We start from the raw sequence: 17,789 nt of genomic DNA, 5'->3' as shown, positions 1-17,789 counted from the left end.
CAGGCTGTTTTTTTCTTTAATTCACAGTTATTGACATGTTTAGTGGACTGCTAGGCGTGAAGCGCTTATAGATTTAGTTCTACATTTAATCAAATATAAGGAAGGTTATCATGATAGCTCGCTCTTCGGTGATCAGTGTTTCTCTATTACTGCTTGTTGGTTGTGCTAGCTCTCCAGGCGGCTCGCAAGACTCAGGCTGGCATAAGGCCGGTGCAACTAGTCAGGAGTTTTATCGTACCAGGGCTGAGTGCACCGCTATGGCTGGGCCTGCTAATCATCAAATCATGACCCCGCAGCAGACTGGATATGGCAGCTTAAGCTCTGGCTTTCAACAAGGGTGGAACGCGATGTCAGCGGCTAATGCAGCTCAAACAAACCAGCGTGTCTTTGAAGACTGTATGAGAGGCGGTGGCTGGGCCTTGATAACAGCAAATGAAGCCAGGAGGAGAGATCAAGCCCATAAATCAGCACAAGGCCAGCAGGCAGAACAAGAAAGTGAGTTCTGGTCACAGCTTGAGCAGAGAGTGCCAAACTTCAGAGAAATAAATGAAGAAAGCTCTTTTCACGACTGGCTCGCGCAACGCGATAAGGTTACTGGGCAGCAGAGGCAGAGCTTGCTTGAAGCGGCTCAAAGCCGTTTAGATTATGAAGCGGTAGCCGAAATATTCAGGCAATATCTTGCAACAAAGTAATTTAAAGCCACTTTAGTAATTGTTTCAAACGGCCACCTAACGCGGTGGCTTTCAACTAACAACGAAGGCCTGCTACTGCTCTTCATTATTTTTCCTTTGGTTCAGCCTATAATAAATCTGCATAACAACCACGCCTATTACTCTTCCTGATTGTTCAGCTATTGTCGCGGGATACTGGCTGTTTAACGGAACCAAAGCCATCCTGCTATCTGATTCTATTGATAGCCTGCCGAACATTGGCTCATTGAGGGATGAGCTAGGGAAGGCGACAACATCATCTCCGCTCTGAGGTGTTATATCTGGATCAACTACGATAATAGAGCCAGGTGGATAGTCAGGCGCCATGCTCAGGCCATGCACTAATAATGCAAAAGCGTTGTGACTAACCCAGCTAGGCCCGTATACATAACTGTCTCTAGGGCCAATGAATTTAGCGCTGGCTTCAACCCACGTGGCTAGCGGTATGCTTCTCGGTACTGAGTCTTTGCCGTGCTCTAGCGTCTTGGCTATCGCTTGGTCTGAGTCTTCATCACCGTAAAGCAGCCAGTCCTTGGATTTTCCTAATACAAAAGCCAGCTTCTGCAGTGTGTTTGCGCGAGGAGAGGACTTGCCGCTTTCGTACAATGAAATCTGCCTTTGGCTGAGATCTGCTTTTTCGGCTAATTCTGCTTGATGCATACCCAGTAAATTCCTTTGGAATTTCAATCGGGTAGCCATATCGTATGGCGAATAATGCATTAAACTTCCTCGTATGTAGTTTTTTATGCTTGAGTAAATACATATATGTAGCTACATTTGTTCATGCAAGGTCAGTCGTATAAACATAGAGGTGTTCATATGCATAAATCTACCACCTGCCCAACGTCTATTCGTTTAAAGCCTGAGGAGGCTAAGCGCATTCGAGCTGCGGGTGATGAAAACTGCCGCTCACTTACTGCTGAGCTTCGTTATCGTGCACTCGCATGGGATGAAATGAAGGAGCGAGCAGAAAAAGCAGAGCAGGCAATGTATAAAATGCTGCTGGGCGGCCAGGCCCAGCAGCGCGGCTAAATCCCCATCCAAAGGAATGCAACCATGAAAGATTCTAGCATCATTATCGCTATTGAGGCAGCCACCATCGGCGGCGAGGCCATTAACACTGTCAATGCACGCGACTTGCATGAGTTTCTTGAGGTCAAGGCTAAGTTCACCACATGGATTCAAAGCCGGATCAATCAGTACGGTTTTTTGGAAGGCCAAGACTTTGTGAAGCACGAAATGGAGCCAGGAAAAGGCTTTAAGACTGGTTCACAAAAAAATGAAGCCCTACAATCAATTGCTTATGCTGATAACTTTGGGCAGCAAGGAAGGATCGAGTACCACATCTCTCTCGACATGGCTAAAGAGCTATCCATGGTCGAGCGTAACGAGAAGGGCAAGCAAGCGCGCCAGTATTTCATTGAGTGTGAGCGGCGCGCTAAAGAAGCTATTTCGTCACTACCTGATTTTAGCAATCCGGTTATTGCCGCCCGAGCTTGGGCTGACGCTAAAGAATCAGAGCAAAAAGCAGTGGCTCAGCGCGATCAAGCCATTGCCACCAAGGCTCAAATCAGCAGCAGCCGCGAAGCCTCGGTAATGGGCAAGCTTTCCGCTGCCTCTCGCAAAATGCAGAAACTTGAACAGGAGTTGGGCCGCAACACCACTGAGGCCACAGTGACTGCCGTAGAGAAGGCGATCGGGCAGAAGTACGGTAAACAGGGGTTCCGGCCTCTCAAAAAGTGGTGCAAAGATCACGACGTCACGCCAAATAAGGTGCCATGCCCGCGCTATGGTGAAGTGGTGGCTTGGCCTGCTGCAGCGTGGCTGGATTGCTATGATATTGACCTGCATGCCCTTTTTGGTCGGGAGGATGCGGCATGAACCGACTAAAATACGCCAACGATCTTGTGCGTAACGCCGCCAGCTTACTCACTTCACTATCTGCTGATGTTGAAGATATGCACTATGGGGCCCTAATGGGCACCATCCAGCAGCTAGAGCTATTGCAGGAAGCTATTAACCTGAAGGCTACGGCATTAACTGCCAGCGAGGCGCTGCAAATAGATGTAGCGTCCATGCTGGGCGAAAGTGGTCTATCTGAGGATGCGGCAACGCTACTGGATGATTATGTCTCTGTTCGCTTAAGTAGTATCGAAGCGGCGGTGCTAAGCATTCAGTCACGCTACCTGGAATCAGACGACAAGCCGCTAACCATGATTGGCCGCTCTATGTTTGAAGCGCGGCGCTGGATCAGTGCCGCGACGCACGCGGTAAATGCAGAACTTGAGGTAAAACTTGCCGTTCGCTTAGTCGCCTAGACCATTACCCAATTACCAAGCCGCCTACGGGCGGCTTTTTGGTGCCTGGGCATTGGATGGCTTCGGGTAACGATGCCCCGTTAACTCCTCGATACGATCCGCCGCCTCACGGCATGCACGATTAGCGGGCATCTTGCGAAGCTTAGTGACGAGTTCTTCATCGGTTAGCTTTCGATCAAAGTATTCGGCGGGGGGTTCCATGGGTGGCTCCGGTTCGTTTTGAACCAGGATAGCAGGGCGGGAGGTGGTGATCAGTGTTGGTGCTAAATGCACTCTGCCATAGGTCGCATGGCGCAGTACACTTGGTCGCGTTTTGGTCGCAGAATGATAGCAATTCAGGCGGCTATTTCGTGCATGTAATGGCGTAAGTTAATGATTATAAAAGGATAGCCCATGCAAGCGCGGCTGTGCTTTTAACTCAAAATCCCTTGGTCGTAGGTTCAAGTCCTACTGGGCCCACCATTAAAATCAGTAACTTAGCAATTGTCTCTGGTGAGTCCCCTAGTCCAAGGGTACAGTTTCGGTACAGTGCCGATCTTTCAGACCCTGGAGATTTTTTGTGGCCACTATCGTCAAGACCCCTTCTGCAACCTGGAAAGCCGTCATCCGCAAGTCGGGTTGGCAAGCGGCACCTGGCCGACGTTACCCTCACCAAGAAGCCCAACATCCAGAAAAGCGAACGCCTCAAGGCTAATACGCTGATTGAGCATTGGGGTAAATACTCTCTAGTAGTCATTACGCCAGAACTGGTTGCCAACTACCGTGACAAGCGTTTTAACAGCTTGGGACGTGTCGGATCCCGTGTAATTGTGCAGTCAAGCGAAGAGCTTGAGTGTCTGCTCCAGATCCTCGCCTGAGGTATAACGTCTAGTCGCTAGCACTTTGTTGATACGGTCGTTGAAATATTCCACCATACTGCTCGCCTGCGGCCTTCCCAGCTTGATCTGGTGCATGCCAACAATGTTCGCGTCGAACGACCTGAGAAATGGGGCGATCAGCGACCTTTGGCCGGTCACAGAACTAGGTTAGATTCCATCGTCATGTCGCTTTACGACGTCGTACCTATTCCTTCAATTTGCATATAGCCGCAGCTGCTGTACCCGGGCGCGGTACGCTTCTAGGCGTTCGCGCAAGTTGCTCTTGTGCGCTTTTGCCACATAGTGCAGCAGTACATTCAAGGCGCTCGTTAGTCCCCCAGTGGACTCCAGAATAAGACTGGTTTCGGTCGTCATGCTGACGATGTAGGGGGTATCGATATAGCGAGCGATACCGTACTCGTCACTGAACACCACCAGATCGGTGTCGTTGGCCAGACACTCGTTGGCAAAGGTGATGCCGGCCTCGGCGTAGGGCGTGATATCGATCAGGATAACGCAGCACCGACTGTTCTGGCTGTCCATCCATTGCCCCAGGACGCCGCTGTAGAGGTCGATGAATTCCACGCCAGGTCTGACCAACGCCAGGCGGTTGGCAAAATCCTCGGCCAGCCCCCGCACGGTCTGGAACCCGCAGACGAAGACGCGCTCAGCAGCGCTGACGCGCTCCACGATGTCTTGCCAGTGCTGGCCCGAAAGTTGTTCGGCGAAGACCTTGAGCGCTTCGATCTCGGCGCTGAAATGCCTTACTAAGTCCGCAGGTTGGTGTTCCATCCGCTCGATTAGGGTGGCGTTCAGCAGTGAACCGGAGCGCAGTTCGTCGCGCAATGCATCCTTCAGACCGTTCAGCCCCTTGTAACCAAGGCGTCGCATGAACCGACTCACCGTGTTCGGGCTCACACCACTTTTCTGGGCAAGGCTTGCGCCGGTCTCAAATGCCAGATTTTCCAGATTGGCCTGTAGCGTTGCATAGAGCGCTCGCTCCGCCCGCGAAAGCTCGCCTTCTAGCGCGTCGACGTCCTGTTTCAGATGAGCTGAAGCTCGCGATTCTGACATTTTAATGTCACCTTTATTGATTTTGGTATTTTAATGTCGTAGAAAAGTAGGTCTGGGGCAGCGAAGTCGAGCACGAATACCGTCGGCTTCCCGAACAGGAGAGTGCCCGACCGCTTCAAGGCCACGCGAAGCTCGCGTCGGCGATGGGATTCTACCACTGATGATGGGGAGGTTATGTCTATGCAGAGAATGCGAGTACGCGAAGCAGGCTTGTCACCGCCCGGGGAGCCAGGCGTGTACAACGCCATCACCGATGTCCCTGGTGTGCTGGTCGGCTACGAGACGCTCAATGGCAAGGCTGCCAACGGCCGGCCGATCAAGACCGGTGTGACCGCCATCCTGCCACACGGGCGAAGTCGCACACCGCGCCCCGTCTGGGCAGGGTTTCACGCGCTCAATGGCAACGGCGAAATGACCGGTACCCACTGGATCGAGCACGGCGGCTACTTTGTCGGCCCGGTCTGTCTGACGAATTCGCATAGCGTGGGGATCGTCCACCATGCCACCACGCGCTGGATGCTGGAGCAGTACGCCGCGACCTTCGAGGCACACCATCTGTGGGCGATGCCGGTGGTCGCAGAAACCTACGATGGTGTGCTTAACGACATCAACGGCCAGCACGTTGAGGCTCACCATGTCCACGCGGCCCTGGCCAGCGCCCATGCTGGCAACCTCGAAGAAGGCAACGTCGGCGGCGGCAACGGCATGATCTGCTATGGCTTCAAGGGCGGAACGGGGACTTCGTCGCGGCGAGTCGTCATCGATGACCAGGCGTATACCGTCGGCGTGCTGGTCCAGGCCAACCATGGCAAGCGCGACTGGCTCAACGTGCTAGGGGTTCCTGTCGGCAAGGCTCTGGATGATGGCAACTGGCCCAAGGAACTCAACCGTGAGCGCGGTTCCATCGTCGCCATTATCGCGACGGACGCGCCCATGCTGCCCCACCAACTGAAGCGTCTGGCCCAGCGTGCCGGGCTCGGCATCTCGCGCACCGGCAGTCCCGGTGGCAATGATTCGGGCGATATTTTCCTTGCCTTCAGCACCGCAAACGACGGGCCCTTGCCTCAACTGGGGAAAGCCCGACAGCAGATGTGCCACCTCAACGACGAGTGCTTCGACGACCTCTATATGGCGGTAGTGCAGGCCACCGACGAGGCCGTTCTCAACGCCATGTTTATGGCTGAAGGCGCACCGATGGCCAAGCCGCAGGGATGGTGCCCCGCACTGGATCTACAGCGGCTGGCGCCGCTCATGCGTCGGGCCGGATTGGGCATGGAGGCGAAGCCGCCGATGCCTGCCTAAGACGTGCAACTGATGTTTTCCGACCAACAACAATAAGGAAACCACCTACTCATGAAGACTTCTCAAGCTTGTTCCACGGCTCTCTCGAGCCAGCACAATCGGCTGTCGGGGAAACTCGGCACCGCGGGCATCGTGTTTATGGTCGTTGCCGCCGCTGCTCCATTGACAGTCGTCAACGGCAATACTCCGCTGGCGCTCGGGCTCGGCAATGGCGCGATGGCGCCGCTAGGCTTTCTGTTTGCCTCCTTCGTGCTGTTCCTATTTTCGGTGGGATTTGTCGCGATGACGCCTCACGTGAAGGAGGCTGGCGCCTTTTTCACCTATGTGGGTACCGGGCTGGGGCCGAGAGCGGGCCAAGCAACCGCCTTTGTGGCTCTGATCGCCTATACAGCCATTCAGCTGGGTATCTATGGGTTCTTTGGTTGGGCCGCCGCCGAGGCGATGACCACCATCGGGGGGCCGTCGCTGCCCTGGTGGCTCTATGCCGGCGGAGCGCTTGTGGTGGTCGCCGCCCTAGGGTATCGCGATATCGAGCTTAGTTCGAAGGTGCTGGCGGTGGCGCTCATCCTGGAAATCGGGGTGGTCATTGTCATGAACGCGTTCATTGTGCTTGAACCCAGTGGCAGCGCTCTGGGCATTCTGCCTGCGGTGCCTGCCGCGACCGGCGACTGGGGGCCGTTTGGCATCGCGGTACTGTTCAGCGTAACGGGGTTCATCGGCTTCGAAGCCACCGCCGTGTTTCGCGATGAAGCGCGTGACCCAGATCGTACCATTCCCCGGGCAACCTACTGGGCGGTCTTCATCATTGGCGGCTTCTATACCCTATCGTGCTGGTGCCTGGTGTACGCCTGGGGCCCGGATACCGTACATGCCGTCGCCAACGACTACCTCAGCAACGGCGGTAACATGGTGTTGGATACCGCACGTTTCTATACCGGCCGCGTTCTTACCGACATCATGGAGGTGTTGCTGCTGACCAGCCTCGTCGCCTGCATCCTGTCGTTCCACAACATCGTGGCGCGTTACCAGTTCGTGCTGGCGAACTTCGATATCTTGCCCAGTGTCTTCTCGAAGGTTCACCACTCGCATGGCTCGCCACATGTGTCGTCGCTGATCCAGTCTGCGAGCGCCCTGGTTCTGGTGGCGCTGTGCGCGCTCAGTGGTGCCAGCCCACTGGTCGGAGTATTCGGCTCCATGGCCGGCATTGCCACGGTCGGCATGGTGCTTCTCATGTTGCTAACCTCGGTGGCGACGGTCGTATTCTTTTACCGCTCTCCCTCCCTTGCCCAGGGCCGGGTGGTGACGACCCGTGTGGTCCCCGTCATTGCCTGTCTGCTATTGACCTTTATCCTGTACCTAGTACTTGGCAACTTCACTCAGGTGACTGGACTCAGCGTGGCTGTCAGCACGGTACTTGCTGTGATTCCCATCGGCGCCTTTGTCATCGGATTCATTGCCATTCGGGAATGCTCGAAGAGACAGTTGGACGCACTGATCGGAGGCGAGCCAATGCCTGAGCGAGCAGTGCACTAAGTGTTTAAACCCACTAGGTTTTTTCACTGAAACAATTGTCCTGCTAACAGGAGGCGGATCATTCAGGCTGATATGGGGCCGATGCCAGTTGTACTGGTAAAGCCAGGCGGGCAGAGGCTCGCTTGGCGCTTCCGAACTTTCATAGTGCCAGGCTTAGGCCCACTAAGGCAGAGCGGTTTGAATGAACCGCTCTGCCTTGTCATTGGTGTGTGGTGTATCGAGCCGAGTGCATTTTTGCTTCACGCCCAGGCGCTGGCATAGCCAGTAGAGTGGCTTGGTCCGGTAGCAGGCTCTGGTGCCGTTCACTACACGCGTAAAGCTGCAGGAGTGCTTCCTGTTGCTGAGGCGCAGTCCAGGGAGCTGGACGAGTAGTAACTGGCCGCCGTGCGTGACGAAATTGCCGATGTTCAGCTCTAACTGATCTGGCTAAACTTGGATTCAAGCAGGGCCGGAGACTCAGCTTTCGGTTTAAATTCTTCGCTAAAAACGTCCTTTAATGGCGTTTCTGTACTTGAAGATAAACCAGCTACTGCACAAGATCCCGTATGGCGCCGTCGTGACGACCGCCAGGCTTGCATCACACGGCGTTACCTCGGATCAGGCGCGTAAGCTGGCCAGCCTTCGGCGTAATTCTTAATACCCCGGCGATGTCCCCCCTAAGTAGACTTCTCCTTACACCTCTAAGGCGCTAGGCTATTACGCATAATTACGCCACGCGCAGGGGATGACATGGCGAACAGCAGGGAAGCTCAGTTTAAACATGACACCACCGAGGGTATAACGGACTGCGGCACGGCCTCACTCCGGTCACCGATGACCGTTCAGGCAAGCCCCACGACCCGGAGAAGCAGCGTCTGGCCGAGGTAAGCGACGATGACAAGCTACACTTCGCCAACGGCATTACCGGCCGCATTGAGTGTGACGATGCGATCATGGCCCAGATGCTCAACCATAGTGAAGACCAAGTGGTGCATGGCTTGTTCCCGAAGAAAGTCACCGACGCTGTACTCAGCAACCACGAGAAGCACAGCATGCTGCTGATACTCAAGCCGTTTACGAGGAGGTCGAGCCGTGACTTGCGTGCTGAGTAGCAATTTACCGAAGGGGCCTGTTATGGCGGATAACGACCCATAGCAGACGTGCAGGGAGATGCAGCAGGAGCGTGAATCCTGGCCATGAAAGCTAATTATGATTAATAATGGGGGGGGGGTAGGCTTGGGAGAACCTGGCAGGCTGCATCTGCCGGAAAAAGTGCCAGCACGTTCATTCAATCATAGAACGCGTCGTCTAGTACGCTGTTAAAGCTACAAGGGAAGGTTCATGCCAAGGTCACTACTTATTTTTGGAAATGGAATGGGGTTGGCTTTAGACCCCGAGTACTTTTCACTAGGAAACGGGTTGACGAGTGTGTGGAATGATACTGACCACTTAAGAAGAGAGCATAAGAACCTTATCCTAAGTGCAATTGAAGGCACTACAGAAGAAACTCCTCCTTGCTCAGAAGATCAACTTGATCAACTTCAGGTTGCCATCGTCGCTACTGAGTTTCTATGCAACTTCGAGGTTGGTGGCACATCATGGGTATCACAACCAGCCAAAGAGTTACCATCAACGTTCAAAAAGTATATTCATGAAGTTGCATTACATTTTCATCGTTCAGGTTTTGAATTGCCTGATGAGTTCCTGCAACCACTTTCAGATTACATAAAAGACACAAAATCCCATGTAGTCACACTTAATTACGATAATTTGCTATACGACGGTTTTAAGTCAAAAGGCGTTCTTGATGGCTATCATGGTCCACTCATTGATGGCTTTTGGGCCTCAACTGGGTTCGATGAAGAGCATCTCGATCGACACAATATCAAACGTCACGGTTGGTACATGCATCTTCACGGCTCTCCACTATTTATTGGTAATAATAAGGTCATGGGAGCGGGTCGAGATTTTTTAGATCCAGAAGACGAATCTCACATCGTGTTAGCTCATGTTGAGCATAAGCCGCTTATTATCGGTTCCTCTCATATACTTTCTTCTTATTGGCGAAGACTGGAGAAAGCTTTTGAAGAGTCAGATCAAATCATACTTTTTGGCTACTCGGGCCTTGATGAACATTTAAACGAAAGGATAAAACTACGAAAAGAAGAAAAAGAACTTCTTATCGTGGAGTGGGATGGTGCAGGAGAGGAAAGCGATAGAAGAAGGTATTGGGAGGAAAAAGTGGGTTTTTCTCGATTTGAACTAGCTCGGTTAGAAAGTATTTTGAAGTTCACCGCATGGTAGTTTTAACAAACGCGTCAATCAGGCCGCTCTCAAGCTCGCGCCTACTACGCGGGCGTTATGCATAAAAGGATCTTTCGCGCATGTATCTAAAAGTTGGGGGCGAGTATGCAGATCGAGAGCTTCAATTGCTCTCAGAGTTGCTGAATATCCTTGATGACAAAGTAGTCGAGGTTAGCAATCTTATCTCCAAATCAGTTGATCCTGAGTCAGATGGTCTGACTGACCGCGGGGAGTATTTCATAGGCGTTGGTTTCTCCGTGATACAACAATATTTAACTGACACGCTCACCTTGACCGGCGTAAATAAAAGAAGAGCTTTCTATATTGGCCCTCGCTACTCAGAAGAGTTCACTTTTATTTCCGTGGTGAATGCGGCCGCCAATTGGTGGAAACATTCTGCTGAGTGGGTGGGCCAGGAAACAACGAGTAAGTTGGCATTACAGACGCAAACAATTGTGGTCGAGACTGCTGAATCGCTGGATTATCCGCTCAGCAACGTGCTTTCCAAGCTACTAGGTACAAGTGAAATTACGCTAAGTGCATTGCTGCCGAATTTGGTGCTGTGGCGGTCAGCATTAGATACTGTGGTGCGTGAAAATGCATAACAAGTCGCAGTAGTTCGTGCCTGCGGCACCGGAACTCACTTTGTTCGTGCCGCTGTGCTCGGGCGTTAGAAATTGAGAGGGACAATGTCTGTGGAAGTGCCTAGATGGCCAGATTCACTACCGTTGCCTGCCAAAGTGACTTTCGGGCCACGGAGAGTCCATCTGTTGCCAGCCGATTTCGAGCGCGAAGGGGCTATTTCCGACATTCTTCACGATCTTTACTGGTTTCCCGACGATCACTATTACCTTTTTTATTCAGACACACTGAAATTAACGCCTGAGGTGGCCAGAGATTTTGAAGCATCTGGTGTAGTTTTCACCGAGATTGAATCCTACTTCTACATGCACCCGAAACCCGGGTATGAAAGGGACTTCATTCAAGTTTTGCCAAACGGCTACTATCCGGCGTGGAGACAAGGCGCGGCTAACGGGCAAATGTTTTGGCGAGCATCGCTCGCGATAGAATCAGCCATGCGAAGAGAGATGGACTTTAATGAATCCGCAGCGAGAACCAGGGACGCAATTACCGACTCGGAAGACGTTGTGGATTTGAAACCCAATTTCTTCGGCATTGGAGTAAACCTTAACAGTGCCTGGCGGAGGTTTCTGGCTTGGTTCAAATCCCGGTGATTTCTAACCAAGCAATCAAGTACGCTCCCTGCGGTCGCCGGACCTAGTTTCACTCGGCCGCTTATTGCGCGCGTTAAAGCGCTATATCAGTGACATCTAAAAGACCGCATTTGGCCGTAAGCAGACAGCATGTTTTTGAAAAAAGCAATCTTGCGCCCCTCATAGGCATGCTGTTCGAAAGAGGAGAAGCCCGTGAGCGGTAGACCAGTAGCGCTCAACGGCTAGGCTGCGAGACATGCAGCACTCGCTGCCCTGGATTCATAGAATAACCGCAGCATTTTGAATCTAATAGCAGAAGAAGTAGGGCCAACGCCTGTACTCCCTCAGCTTTCCCAACCAAAGCGAAGTAGAGCATGGGGCAGCGACAGCTGACCCAGTGAACCAAGGTTGCCTTTGTTTTACGGTCAGAAAATAAGATACTAATGCGAAGCAAGCTCGTTGAAAAAAGCTGGATTGTCCTGAATCGTCGCCAGTACCTTAGCGGCTAGCCCTGTAGGGTTACGGCGCTTGGTTTCCCAGCTTTTGATAGTGTCCACACTGGTTCCCATAGCCTCAGCAAACTCAGCCTGAGAAACATGAAGTTTGGCTCGGATGGCTTTCACATCGGCTACCTCATGACGTGTGATGCGGCTGGCCTGCGCTTTACCTTGTTTGATCTCAACGGCTTCCTGCAGCGATGATTGCAGCTCGTCAAAAATGCTCATTTGGAAACTTCCCCCTTCAGTTGGCGGGTTAGTGTTTTCAGTGCGGCCTTTTCAGCGGGCGTTAAGCTGTCTTTCATGCTCTTGGGGTAGGCCAGTATCAAGTAGGTTCTCTCTGCTGTTGCCAAAAAGTAGATAACTCTGGCACCGCCGCTCTTGCCTTAGTTGCCCAGCGCCATGCGTATTTTGCGCAGCCCTCCCGTGCCCTGAGTCAGGTCACCTTTGTCGGGTTGAGCAATCAGGGTGCGTTGCAGTTCCTTTAATTCGTCGTCTGTGGCAATGGCATGGATCTGGCGTGTGAACGTCTGGGTTTCGATAAATTCAATCGCATGACTTACGTTAGGGCACTTCCTTTAGTCAGTGCATATTTTGGTGTACATAGTACATTTTTGGTTATCAACTATCGCCCCTGCATTTTGCCGTGCCTATTTTTTACTACCTCCAAATCTCTCCTCTCCAGGCTAGCCGCTACTTTCAAGCCTCCATTCTCAGGCTTGCGTTGTTGCCGTTATTGTTCATGAGAATAAAAATCCGTATCATTCGCTTTATTATAACGATGCTTCTCCTCATGCCTGTGAGACCTTCCTATGCTCCCTACGTCCATGTCGTTTTCTGTCGCGCCGCTGACTGCGGCGGTTCGCCGCTCGTTGGTGGTGTCGCTGGGTGGAATGCTTAGCGTTGCGCCATTGGCGGCGCTTGCTCAAGAAGAGCGAGTTGCTAACGATCCTGTTGTGGTAACCGCAACTGCCTTGAAAGTGGATACGCCGCTGGTGGAAACGCCGCGCCCTGTATCCAGTGTTGATCGTGAGGAATTGGAAGCCCGCAACGTCCAGCAATTAGATGAAACCTTTCGTTATCGTGCAGGCGTGCTTTCGGGGCATTTCGGCAGCGATAACAACACTGATTGGTTCAAGGTGCGTGGGTTTGATCAGTCCACTTACCAAGATGGCCTGCGGATCTATCGGGAAGGCTTCTACCAGTGGCTGCCAGAGCCATTTGGCTTGGAGCGGGTGGATGTGTTCAAAGGTCCATCCTCTATCCTTTACGGCGAAGCGCCTCCTGGGGGCTTGATTAATGCGGTCAGCAAGCGCCCAACAGAAACGCCTCAGGGGGAGGTGAATGTACAGTTTGGCAATCGCGATCATCGCCAAGTGGGCATTGATACCAGTGGCCCGGTAGGCGAGAGTGACAATGTTCGTTACCGTTTGGTCGGCCTTTATAAAGAACGTGATGGTGATTTGAACGCGACTAATAACGAGCGTTACTACTTTGCGCCGAGTTTGGCGGTGGATGTTAGCGACGATACAACGGTTACCTTTTTGGCCAGCGTGCAGAAAGATGACGGTGTTCCGGTCAACTCCTTCAAGCTGCCCTATGGCACGGTGCAAGAAACTCCCTTTGGCCGTGTCGACCCCCAAACCAACCTGAGTGAGCCGGGTTACGATAAGGATAACCGTACCCAGTGGGCGTTAGGCTATGAACTACGCCACCACCTTAATAATACGTGGCGCTTCGAGCAGGATTTACGCTACAGCGAGCTTGATTTAGAGCTGCGCAGTACGTACGCCTTCTTTATGGCAGATGAGCGTCAGGCGGCACGCGGGCATGTATATCGAGATGGCACCATTGATAGTTTGACGGTTGATAACCGTATGGTGGGCACTTGGTACACCGATCGTACAGAAAATACCCTGCTGCTGGGGGCGGATTATCAGAACCTTGGGGTGAGTGGCCAAGAAGCTGATCCGTTCCCCTTCGGCGATCCTATCGATATCTTCAACCCCACCTATGGCAACTTTACGCCCGTAGGGGCGGATGATTTGTTAACCCGAGAAATTGATAAAGAGCAAACTGGCTTTTACGCCCAGAACCAACTGCGTATTGATGACCGTTGGGTGCTTTTGGGTGGGGTTCGCTATGATCAGGCGGATACCGAAAACAGGAATGTTACCGCGGGAACAACGCAACGCTCAGACGATGACCAAGTATCCTGGTCCGGTGGTGCGATGTATTTGGGGGAAAACGGTGTTAACCCCTATATCAGTTATACCGAATCTTTTGACCCGTTAGGTCGAGTGGACAGCGATGGTGATCTTTACGAGCCCCGCGAAGGTCGCCAGTGGGAAGCTGGGGTCAAAGTCGCGCCCTTTGGCTGGGACGGCTATGTCACGGCCGCAGTATTTGACTTGCAAGAGAGCAATACGCTGATCAACTCGCCCAGCGGCTTCCAGGTGCAAGAAGGTGAGCGGACCTCTCAGGGCTTTGAGTTGGAAGGGGTTGGTTACCTAACGGATGACTTAAAAGTGACGGCGGCTTATACCTATACCGATTCACGCCTTGAAGATGATCAGCGGGCGCCTCTGATCCCGCGCCACCAGGCGTCAACGTGGTTGGACTATGCCTTTACCGGCGGTGCATTGAATGGCGTTACCTTAGGTGGAGGTGTGCGTTATGTGGGGAGCACGATAGACACCAGTGTGGCAGATAACACTGCCGTGGATAGCTACACGCTGGTCGATGCGATGGTGGGCTACGAGTTTGCTGATGGTTGGCAGGCTCAATTAAACGTCAATAATCTCACCGATAAAGAGTACGTGGCGAGCTGTGAATATTGGTGCTACTACGGCGAGTCTCGCAGTGTCATTGGCAGCGTGAGGTATCATTGGTAACGCTTGGTTTTCCGCCACTGCTCCGTTAGCTGTGTGGTGTCAGCACACGGGCATACAGCGCACAATCTTCGCTATAGCAAGTGCAAGACGCTGCGATCAGGCCGGGGCGGTCCATGATGATGATTTCACCACGGTGGTAACGAATTAGGCCGCGTGTTTGCAGGGCAATTGCCGCCAACGTAATCCCTGCTCGTCGCACGCCTAGCATCATGGCCAAGAACTCGTGGGTTAGCTGCAATCTATCTGATTTGGCGCGGTCTTGGGTCATTAGCAGCCAGCGGGCAAGGCGTTCCTCAATCCGGTGAAAATGGATGCAGGCCGCTGAGTTCGCTAGCTGATTAATGACGACGTAAAGGTAGCGTTTTAGCCGCAGATGCAGTACCGGGCACTCTAGCAAGAGCCGTTGAAAGCTAGCAGTGTTGATACGCAGCGCTACCCCGGCTCCCTGAACAACTGCGAGCAGTGGCGCTTCTTCGATACCGAGCATCAGTGAGAGGCCAAGCATGCCTTCACGTCCTGCCATCGCCACTTCGAGGCGGCTATCCCCATGGAGAATGACGATCTGTGAAATGAAACTGTTGATGGGGAAGTAGGCGTGGGTGACTGTATCGGTGGGATGGTAAAGTTCTTCGCCAAACGTAAGCGACACAGTCTCGCTACTGGCCATCAAAGCGTCTTGCTCAGCAGTAGGCAGATCAGCAAGAAGGTGATTGGCATCGGCAGCGTGAAAAATAGACGTCATGTGCCTCTCCGGTTGAAAGAACCTGGCAAACGGCACAATGAAGGTCGCGATCATTTTGATGTCGGCTGCAGACGCACCATCTTTTTTTAATGGTACCTCCACACATTAACATTGGGTGAATCAAGCGTCGGCACGCTAGCGTACATAGCGCGTTAGTACTTTTGGCATTATGTTAGTGGTTTCGCTTATGTTGCTCACATAACGTTATGGTGGTTGAGTAGTCGATCATACTCGCGTTTGACCACTGAGTAGCACTCGCAGACCCGTGCTTCCAGCCCAGGGCGGTCGATTACTTTAATGCGCCCTCGGTTGTAAGAAATCAATCCAGCCTTTTGAAGTTTACCCGCTGACTCGGTGACCCCCTCGCGACGCACGCCTAACATATTGGCAATTAATTCCTGGGTCATCACCAGTTCATTTCCCGGCAGCCGATCAAGGCTGAGCAGTAGCCAGCGGCATAGCTGTTGGTCGACGCTGTGGTGACGGTTGCATACCGCTGTCTGCGCCATCTGGGTCAGTAAGGCTTGGGTATAGCGAAGCAGCAGTCTCTGCATGGCACCGGCGCGGTAGAATTCGTTTTTGAGCAGCTGTCCCTTAAGGCGATAAGCATGTCCTGCGCTCTGTACGATCGCTCGGCTGGGGGTGGTTTCACCTCCCATAAATAGCGAGACGCCTACAATTCCCTCGTAGCCGACTATAGCGATCTCCGTCGAAGCGCCGTTCTCCATCACGCAGAGTAGCGAGACGATGGAATCCAGCGGGAAGTAGACATGGCTCATTTGCCGACCGGATTCACTAAGTGATTGACCCAATGTCAATGTCACTTTTTCAAGGTGAGGCAACAGATGCGCGAGATCATCTCTGGGAAGTAGGTTTAGCAACGCATTTTGTTTAAAATCATGCGGTTCAAGCATTTAATATCCTCATTATCCCTGACTTATAAGCAGCTTTTTTAGCCGCCGCTATTACAAGGGAGCCATTGTGGATCTATGTCTCCTGCTGATAGATATGCTTCTTTCAAGTATAGAGTGCCTTGAGGCCGTCTCTGTACGCTATCGCACATAGGACTGATTTGTGGGCTTGTGTGTCGCCAATTCTAATTAAAATAACTTGCTGCTTGTGTTCGCCAGCGCACAGTGAGTCATTAAGCGACCGTCTAATGTCACTATCAGTGAGGCAAGGGATATGCCTGAACAGGATGTTGCACTGTGCGCTGCAAGGAAAGCAGCGCCGACCTTACCCTTGGGCAAGGCTACACATGGATAAAAACGTCATGCTGTACGGTGGTCACCAAAACAATAACGTCCAGACGACAGAAAATGATGCCGAGCAAGGTGCCGACGAGCGATTGCGGAGTGTCGAGAATGCCCTGCAAGTAGAAAGGGGGTGGGCTAAAGCAACACTAAATTCAATCGGTGATGCCGTTTTGACGACCGATTTGAGCGCCAGGGTTACCTATCTGAACCGCGTTGCTGAAGCATTGACCGGTTGGACGAGTGCAGAGGCGCTTGGTAAACCAATTGATCAGGTCTTGAAGCTCGTGCATATCCAAACTTTCGAGCCCGCGCCTAACCCAGCGCTAAGAGCGATAGACGAAAATCGCACGGTAGGGTTGGCACTGGACTGCGTGCTGATTCGCCAGAATGGTAGTCAACTAGAGATAGAAGATTCGGCGGCTCCTATTCATGATAGCCATGGTGTTACGGTAGGGGCGGTGATTGTATTTCATGATGCCAAGCACTCTTTAACGCGCGCTGAGCAACTAGCCTATCAGGCCCACTATGATGCGCTAACCAAGCTGCCTAATCGTTTTCTATTTGCAGAACAATTTGCTCGCGCTATCCGTCTTGCAAAACGGCACGACCATTATGTCGCACTGTTATATTTAGATATCGATAACTTTAAGTTCATCAATGATTCACTTGGCCATACTGTTGGCGACAGTTTATTGCAGTTCGTCGCTAACTGTCTCAGTGAATGTGTACGCGCTACAGACTCCGTGTCCCGACAGGGTGGAGATGAGTTTATAGTACTGCTTAGTGAAATTGAAAAACTGAGTGATGCTGCCAGAGTGGCAGAAAAAATCCTTCGGGCATTAGCGACGCCATGCTGTATTGGTCACTATAAACTAGGCATTAGTGTCAGTATCGGGATCAGCCTCTATCCCGATCATGGGGCAAATGAACATAGTTTGCTCGAGAATGCCGACACCGCGATGTACCGTGCAAAGAAAAGCGGTCGAAATCAATACCAAGTATTTAGTCACGATATGAGAAACAACAGTGGACAGTACAATTATAAAGAACGTTGAACTCGTTTAGCTATCCATTCTATTAGAATTCACTAGACTCAAGCGTTACGCTCA

Annotated in this window: 18 protein-coding genes and 1 pseudogene; 12 read left to right on the top strand and 7 right to left on the bottom strand. The window is 52.2% G+C overall.

All coding sequences use genetic code 11. The features are described from left to right. Nucleotides 1-110: 110 nt before the first annotated feature. Nucleotides 111-692, top strand: coding sequence for a hypothetical protein (locus tag J4377_RS13455; RefSeq protein WP_253485898.1), 582 nt, complete (start codon nt 111-113; stop codon nt 690-692). 72 nt (nt 693-764) lie between these two features. Here J4377_RS13455 and J4377_RS13450 read toward each other — a convergent pair whose 3' ends face one another. Beyond that, a complete protein-coding gene (locus J4377_RS13450; protein ID WP_301271698.1) occupies nt 765-1,409 on the bottom strand; it encodes a LexA family transcriptional regulator in 645 nt (214 codons plus the stop codon). Nucleotides 1,410-1,529: 120 nt separating this feature from the next. On the opposite strand from J4377_RS13450, the gene J4377_RS13445 reads away from it, so the two are divergent. Genes J4377_RS13445 through J4377_RS13435 form a run of 3 tightly spaced genes read left to right on the top strand, consistent with a single transcriptional unit; the run spans nt 1,530 to nt 3,028 of the window. Beyond that, nucleotides 1,530-1,742, top strand: coding sequence for a hypothetical protein (locus J4377_RS13445; protein WP_253485896.1), 213 nt, complete (start codon nt 1,530-1,532; stop codon nt 1,740-1,742). Between the two features lie 24 nt (nt 1,743-1,766). Continuing rightward, nucleotides 1,767-2,591, top strand: a complete 825-nt coding sequence (locus tag J4377_RS13440; protein WP_253485895.1) for an antA/AntB antirepressor family protein — start codon at nt 1,767-1,769, stop codon at nt 2,589-2,591. After that, on the top strand, nt 2,588-3,028 hold the full coding sequence (locus J4377_RS13435) for a hypothetical protein (protein ID WP_253485894.1): 441 nt from the start codon (nt 2,588-2,590) through the stop codon (nt 3,026-3,028). Before J4377_RS13440 ends, J4377_RS13435 begins: the two co-directional genes overlap by 4 nt. Before the next feature lie 24 nt (nt 3,029-3,052). Here the strand turns inward: J4377_RS13435 and J4377_RS13430 are convergent, their stop codons facing one another. Next, nucleotides 3,053-3,229, bottom strand: coding sequence for a hypothetical protein (locus tag J4377_RS13430; RefSeq protein ID WP_253485893.1), 177 nt, complete (start codon nt 3,227-3,229; stop codon nt 3,053-3,055). Between the two features lie 358 nt (nt 3,230-3,587). On the opposite strand from J4377_RS13430, the gene J4377_RS18855 reads away from it, so the two are divergent. After that, entirely contained in the window at nt 3,588-3,722 is a 135-nt protein-coding gene (locus tag J4377_RS18855) for a hypothetical protein (RefSeq protein ID WP_301271682.1), read from the top strand. Between the two features lie 124 nt (nt 3,723-3,846). Here the strand turns inward: J4377_RS18855 and J4377_RS13425 are convergent. Together J4377_RS13425 and J4377_RS13420 are read right to left on the bottom strand one after the other, a co-directional pair. Beyond that, nucleotides 3,847-3,972 (bottom strand): annotated as a pseudogene (locus J4377_RS13425) (IS481 family transposase); the annotation flags it as partial. Nucleotides 3,973-4,098: 126 nt separating this feature from the next. Then, nucleotides 4,099-4,959: a MurR/RpiR family transcriptional regulator gene (locus J4377_RS13420; RefSeq protein ID WP_051626352.1), complete on the bottom strand. Its 861-nt coding sequence runs from the start codon at nt 4,957-4,959 to the stop codon at nt 4,099-4,101. A gap of 234 nt (nt 4,960-5,193) precedes the next feature. On the opposite strand from J4377_RS13420, the gene J4377_RS13415 reads away from it, so the two are divergent. The 5 genes from J4377_RS13415 (at nt 5,194) to J4377_RS13395 (ending at nt 11,312) form a co-directional block, all read left to right on the top strand. After that, on the top strand, nt 5,194-6,261 hold the full coding sequence (locus J4377_RS13415; RefSeq protein ID WP_253485892.1) for a P1 family peptidase: 1,068 nt from the start codon (nt 5,194-5,196) through the stop codon (nt 6,259-6,261). A gap of 51 nt (nt 6,262-6,312) precedes the next feature. Next, a complete protein-coding gene (locus J4377_RS13410; RefSeq protein WP_253485891.1) occupies nt 6,313-7,794 on the top strand; it encodes an APC family permease in 1,482 nt (493 codons plus the stop codon). Between the two features lie 1,320 nt (nt 7,795-9,114). Continuing rightward, the gene (locus tag J4377_RS13405; RefSeq protein ID WP_253485889.1) at nt 9,115-10,077 is read left to right on the top strand and encodes an SIR2 family protein; all 963 of its coding nucleotides are present in this window, start codon (nt 9,115-9,117) and stop codon (nt 10,075-10,077) included. 80 nt (nt 10,078-10,157) lie between these two features. Next, nucleotides 10,158-10,682: a hypothetical protein gene (locus tag J4377_RS13400; RefSeq protein WP_253485887.1), complete on the top strand. Its 525-nt coding sequence runs from the start codon at nt 10,158-10,160 to the stop codon at nt 10,680-10,682. 165 nt (nt 10,683-10,847) lie between these two features. Beyond that, the gene (locus J4377_RS13395; protein WP_253485886.1) at nt 10,848-11,312 is read left to right on the top strand and encodes a hypothetical protein; all 465 of its coding nucleotides are present in this window, start codon (nt 10,848-10,850) and stop codon (nt 11,310-11,312) included. Between the two features lie 419 nt (nt 11,313-11,731). On the opposite strand, the gene nadS is transcribed toward J4377_RS13395, so the two are convergent. Continuing rightward, nucleotides 11,732-12,016 carry a NadS family protein gene (gene nadS / locus J4377_RS13390; protein ID WP_038477473.1) on the bottom strand — a complete coding sequence of 95 codons (285 nt, stop codon included), beginning with the start codon at nt 12,014-12,016 and terminating at the stop codon, nt 11,732-11,734. Between the two features lie 665 nt (nt 12,017-12,681). Here nadS and J4377_RS13385 point away from each other — a divergent pair. Next, nucleotides 12,682-14,682, top strand: coding sequence for a TonB-dependent siderophore receptor (locus J4377_RS13385; protein ID WP_253488151.1), 2,001 nt, complete (start codon nt 12,682-12,684; stop codon nt 14,680-14,682). 25 nt (nt 14,683-14,707) lie between these two features. Here J4377_RS13385 and J4377_RS13380 read toward each other — a convergent pair whose 3' ends face one another. Beyond that, entirely contained in the window at nt 14,708-15,424 is a 717-nt protein-coding gene (locus J4377_RS13380) for a Crp/Fnr family transcriptional regulator (RefSeq protein WP_253485885.1), read from the bottom strand. Nucleotides 15,425-15,618: 194 nt separating this feature from the next. Then, nucleotides 15,619-16,338, bottom strand: coding sequence for a Crp/Fnr family transcriptional regulator (locus J4377_RS13375; RefSeq protein WP_038477464.1), 720 nt, complete (start codon nt 16,336-16,338; stop codon nt 15,619-15,621). 344 nt (nt 16,339-16,682) lie between these two features. Here J4377_RS13375 and J4377_RS13370 point away from each other — a divergent pair, with 344 nt between their 5' ends. Further along, entirely contained in the window at nt 16,683-17,735 is a 1,053-nt protein-coding gene (locus tag J4377_RS13370) for a diguanylate cyclase domain-containing protein (RefSeq protein ID WP_253485883.1), read from the top strand. The last annotated feature ends 54 nt before the right edge of the window (nt 17,736-17,789 follow it).

The organism is Halomonas sp. XH26 (assembly GCF_024138895.1).
Lineage (GTDB): Bacteria > Pseudomonadota > Gammaproteobacteria > Pseudomonadales > Halomonadaceae > Vreelandella > Vreelandella alkaliphila.
This window is presented reverse-complemented; position numbering and strand designations above follow the sequence as displayed.

Excerpts from the sequence above, each read along its gene's own strand:
- J4377_RS13455 (WP_253485898.1), top strand. The coding sequence starts at position 111 with ATGATAGCTCGCTCTTCGGTGATCAGTGTTTCTCTATTACTGCTTGTT.
- J4377_RS13450 (WP_301271698.1), bottom strand. The coding sequence starts at position 1,409 with ATGGCTACCCGATTGAAATTCCAAAGGAATTTACTGGGTATGCATCAA.
- J4377_RS13445 (WP_253485896.1), top strand. The coding sequence starts at position 1,530 with ATGCATAAATCTACCACCTGCCCAACGTCTATTCGTTTAAAGCCTGAG.
- J4377_RS13440 (WP_253485895.1), top strand. The coding sequence starts at position 1,767 with ATGAAAGATTCTAGCATCATTATCGCTATTGAGGCAGCCACCATCGGC.
- J4377_RS13435 (WP_253485894.1), top strand. The coding sequence starts at position 2,588 with ATGAACCGACTAAAATACGCCAACGATCTTGTGCGTAACGCCGCCAGC.
- J4377_RS13430 (WP_253485893.1), bottom strand. The coding sequence starts at position 3,229 with ATGGAACCCCCCGCCGAATACTTTGATCGAAAGCTAACCGATGAAGAA.
- J4377_RS13420 (WP_051626352.1), bottom strand. The coding sequence starts at position 4,959 with ATGTCAGAATCGCGAGCTTCAGCTCATCTGAAACAGGACGTCGACGCG.
- J4377_RS13410 (WP_253485891.1), top strand. The coding sequence starts at position 6,313 with ATGAAGACTTCTCAAGCTTGTTCCACGGCTCTCTCGAGCCAGCACAAT.
- J4377_RS13405 (WP_253485889.1), top strand. The coding sequence starts at position 9,115 with ATGCCAAGGTCACTACTTATTTTTGGAAATGGAATGGGGTTGGCTTTA.
- J4377_RS13400 (WP_253485887.1), top strand. The coding sequence starts at position 10,158 with ATGTATCTAAAAGTTGGGGGCGAGTATGCAGATCGAGAGCTTCAATTG.
- nadS (WP_038477473.1), bottom strand. The coding sequence starts at position 12,016 with ATGAGCATTTTTGACGAGCTGCAATCATCGCTGCAGGAAGCCGTTGAG.
- J4377_RS13385 (WP_253488151.1), top strand. The coding sequence starts at position 12,682 with ATGCTTAGCGTTGCGCCATTGGCGGCGCTTGCTCAAGAAGAGCGAGTT.
- J4377_RS13380 (WP_253485885.1), bottom strand. The coding sequence starts at position 15,424 with ATGACGTCTATTTTTCACGCTGCCGATGCCAATCACCTTCTTGCTGAT.
- J4377_RS13375 (WP_038477464.1), bottom strand. The coding sequence starts at position 16,338 with ATGCTTGAACCGCATGATTTTAAACAAAATGCGTTGCTAAACCTACTT.
- J4377_RS13370 (WP_253485883.1), top strand. The coding sequence starts at position 16,683 with ATGGATAAAAACGTCATGCTGTACGGTGGTCACCAAAACAATAACGTC.